At 62.2% G+C, this 3,929-nt stretch carries 3 protein-coding genes; all 3 read left to right on the top strand.

Annotation, left to right across the window (positions count from 1 at the left end; all coding sequences use genetic code 11):
- Positions 1-109: 109 nt before the first annotated feature.
- The gene (locus tag HY852_RS21785; RefSeq protein ID WP_291606956.1) at positions 110-970 is read left to right on the top strand and encodes a tyrosine-type recombinase/integrase; all 861 of its coding nucleotides are present in this window, start codon (positions 110-112) and stop codon (positions 968-970) included.
- A gap of 22 nt (positions 971-992) precedes the next feature.
- Positions 993-2,219, top strand: a complete 1,227-nt coding sequence (locus tag HY852_RS21780; protein WP_291606955.1) for an IS91 family transposase — start codon at positions 993-995, stop codon at positions 2,217-2,219.
- Between the two features lie 417 nt (positions 2,220-2,636).
- Positions 2,637-3,929 (top strand): IS701 family transposase (locus tag HY852_RS21775; protein ID WP_291606954.1); only part of this gene is annotated, 1,293 nt, incomplete at its 3' end.

Raw genomic sequence — 3,929 nt, 5'->3', positions numbered from 1 at the left:
GGATTGAACGAAGCCGCTGTCGCGGCGTGCGTGGCGAGGTGGCGTAGATCGCCTCCTGGCTGAGAGGATGTGGGTGTTGGAGCCCACCCCCTCAGACAGGAGTATTGAGATGGCCGATTTGAGCCCTCTTCGCCGCCGCATGATCGAGGACATGACAGTCCGCAATCTGTCGCCGGCGACGCAGCGATCCTACATCAGCGCGGTTTCGAAGTTGAGCCGATATTTTGGCCGGTCGCCTGACCGGTTGGAGCTGGAAGACGTCCGGGCCTTCCAGGTGCACCTGGTCTCGACCGGAATCTCATGGCCGGCGCTGAACCAGATCGTCTGTGCGCTACGGTTTTTCTACGGCGTCACACTCGGCGGGGCGCTCATCCCGGAGCGCATTCCCTATGCGCGAGAATCCCTCAAGCTACCGGTCGTGCTGAGCGCCGACGAAGTCGTGCAATTCCTCGAGGCGGTGTCGAGCCTGAAGAGCCGCGCCGCGCTCACCACCGCCTATGCGGCCGGGCTCAGGGCCTCCGAGGTCGCGGGACTGCGGATCGAAGACATCGACAGCGCCCGCGGTGTCATCCAGGTGCGCCACGGCAAAGGTGCGAAGGATCGCAACGTGATGCTGTCGCCCCAGCTGCTTGGCATCCTGCGCACCTACTGGCGGCTCGCCCGGCCGCGGCTTTATCTGTTCCCTGGTCGTGACGAAGATCATCCGATCGATCAGACCGTGTTGCATGCCGCCTGCCGGTCGGCGGTGAAGGCTGCGGGCCTGACCAAGCGCGTCACGCTGCACACGCTGCGCCACAGTTTCGCGACACATCTTCTGGAGAACGGAACCGACATCCGGATCATCCAGGTTCTGCTCGGGCACAATAATTTGTCGTCGACGGCGCGCTACACGCAGGTCGCCACCCATACGATCCGGGCGACGCAGAGCCCGCTCGACCGCCTGTCGCTGGAGGTCACGCCATCTGGATGACAGCGCGTCGGGATTGCGGGTTATGGCCCGCCCCGACGTCCGCCCGCACAGGCCCGCCATCGAGATTGCCGATATCTTGCGCCGGCATGGCGGCGCCTATCGCCGTTTGCATGCCGGTCATCTCGGTCGGGTCGAGCGGCGCGTGATGAGTGCGATCGTTGCGTGCCGAACCGAGGCGCTCGGCGGCCACGTCGAGGCCTGCAACGCCTGCGGCACGACGCGCATCGCCTATAATTCCTGCCGTAACCGTCACTGTCCGAAGTGTCAGGGGAAAGCCCGAGCCGCATGGCTTGCCGCGCGAGAAGCCGACCTGCTGCCGGTTCCCTATTTCCACGTCGTCTTTACGCTTCCTGCACCGATCGCCGCGATCGCTTTCCAGAACAAGGCCGTCGTCTATGCCATCCTGTTCAAGGCCGCCGCTGAGGCGATGACGACGCTTGCGGCCAATCCGCGAAGGCTCGGCGCAGAGATCGGCGGCGTCGCGGTCCTGCATACCTGGGGACAGGCGCTGACGCATCATCCCCACATTCACTGTGTCGTGCCGGGCGGCGGCCTGTCACCTGATGGAACACGCTGGATCGCCAGCCGACCGAACTTCTTCCTGGCCGTCAAACCGCTGTCCCGGCTCTTTCGCTGGCTTTTTCTCAAACGCCTGATCGCGGCCTTCAATGCCGGCGCCTTGCGCTTCTTCGGCGATCTTGCATCTCTTGCCGAACTCGACGCTTTCGCTGGTCGCATCAAAGCCATGCAACGCCTCAACTGGGTTGTTTACGCCAAGCGGCCCTTCGGCGGACCCGCACAGGTCCTGGCCTATCTCGGCCGCTACGCCCATCGCGTCGCGATCGCCAACAGCCGGCTCGTCGCACTCGACGACGATCATGTCGCCTTCTCATGGAAGGACTATCGCCAAAACAGCGCGACAAAGATCATGAAGCTCAAGCCCGACGAGTTCATTCGCCGCTTCCTGCTTCATACGCTGCCCGACGGTTTCCACCGCATCCGCCACTTCGGCTTCATGGCCAACCGCCACCGCGCCGCCAAGCTCGCGCTTTGCCGCGAACTTCTCGATCATGAGCGGACAACACCAAACGATGGTCAGCCTTCGCCCGTGAGTTCGGATCATCAGACGCAGGCCGAGGTACCAGCCTGTCCGGATTGTGGCGGCGTCATGCGCATCGTCGAGCGCTTTCGACACAGCTTCAGCCGCTCCAGCCCTCGAACATCACCGTTCCGATGCGATACATCGTGAGCCAAGTCATGCCGTGCACGACGATTATCATTCGTCATTCCGATCCCAGCGTCTCGATCATCGCGGACGATGTCGAATCCGTGCTGTCACACTGCGCGACAACAACCGTCCGATGCAGCAAAAAGTCTATCGCGATCTCCGGCGAAGCGCGTCTAATCTCAACTCTTCCCCGATGCGCACATCTCGTGTCGCTGCCTCACGCGCCGAGCCAGCAGATCGGGCCTTGCGATCCCAAACAATCCCCATAGCTGCAAAACCGCGCATCGCCTCCCGCGCCTTCGTTCAATCCGGCTTCAATGAGGTCGCGTCATAAGCGCCTGCCGCGCCCTCGCGTGAGCGCGACCTCACAGAACCCTCCAGATTCCCGAATCAGATTTTCAATGATTCATGAGTGGTCGGCTTCTGGAGGGCCGACCAATGGTAGACACGACGTCGAAGTGGGAAGATGAGCTTGCACGCTGGCTCGAACCATTTCTGGATCGCTTGGGTCACAAGACGCGGCGGCGGATGTGTCCGCTGTACGTGGCGGGGCTGATTGGACCGGGCGATCGCAAGAGCGTCCAACCGATGGCGGCGCGGCTGGCACCGGGCGACTATGACCAGTTGCACCATTTCATCGCTGATGGCGTCTGGGATGCGGCGCCATTGGAATCGGAATTGCTCGTTCAGGCCGATCGCCTCGTCGGCGGCAAAGATGCGGTACTGGTCATCGACGACACCGCAATGCCGAAGAAGGGCGATCGTTCGGTCGGTGTCGCTCCGCAATATGCCTCGTCTCTCGGCAAGACGGCCAATTGCCAAACATTGGTGTCGCTGACGCTTGCGCGGGGTGAAGTGCCGGTAATGGTCGCATTACGTCTCTTCGTTCCCGAGAGTTGGACGAGTAACCCGGTGCGTTTGAAGCGTGCGGGCGTTCCAGTCGAGTACCGCACGGCGCGGACCAAGCCAGAGATCGCGTTGGCGGAGATCGATCGCGTGATGGCAGCCGGTATGCGCTTCGGCTGTGTGCTGGCGGATGCCGGTTACGGCCTCAGCGCGCCGTTCCGTCAGGGGCTCACGACACGCGGCCTTGCCTGGGCCGTTGGCATCCCTCGTCACCTTAAGATGTATCCGGTCGGGGTAAAGCTGATCTGGCCGGTTGCCGGTCGGGGGCGTCCTCGCAAGCGGTACATTCCGGATATCCTATCGAGGGCGGCCGAAGACATGCTGGCCAATGCCAAGTGGCAAAATGTGAGTTGGCGAAACGGGACCAAGGGTCGGCTGGAAGCTCGCTTCGCCGCTGTTCGCGTGCGTACCGCCGATGGACCTCCGCAGCGGATCAAGGACAAGGGCCAGCAGCACCTTCCAGGCGACGAAGCGTGGCTCATCGGTGAACACAGGGCGTCGGGAGAGAAGAAATATTATCTCGCCAATCTGCCGGCCAAGACGGATTTGCGTACGTTAGCTGCCACGATCAAAGCGCGATGGATTTGCGAACAGGCCCATCAACAGTTGAAAGAGGAGCTTGGTCTCGATCACTTCGAGGGACGATCCTGGCAAGGCCTCCATCGTCATGCCCTCATGACCATGATCGCTTACGCATTCCTCCAGCATCGCCGTCTCGCACAAGCGGGACGGAAAAAAAAGAATCAACGGTCCACCGCCTCAGCCGACCCTGCCGGCCGTACGCCACGCCATCGTCGAACTCATCGTTCGACCACGACCTCAGCG

Source organism: Bradyrhizobium sp. (genome assembly GCF_016213215.1).
GTDB lineage: Bacteria > Pseudomonadota > Alphaproteobacteria > Rhizobiales > Xanthobacteraceae > Bradyrhizobium.
The sequence above is the reverse complement of the archived record's forward strand: the minus strand, read 5'-3'. Positions and strand labels throughout refer to the sequence as shown.

Coding starts and splice junctions, on each gene's coding strand:
- HY852_RS21785 (WP_291606956.1), top strand. CDS start 110: ATGGCCGATTTGAGCCCTCTTCGCCGCCGCATGATCGAGGACATGACA.
- HY852_RS21780 (WP_291606955.1), top strand. CDS start 993: ATGGCCCGCCCCGACGTCCGCCCGCACAGGCCCGCCATCGAGATTGCC.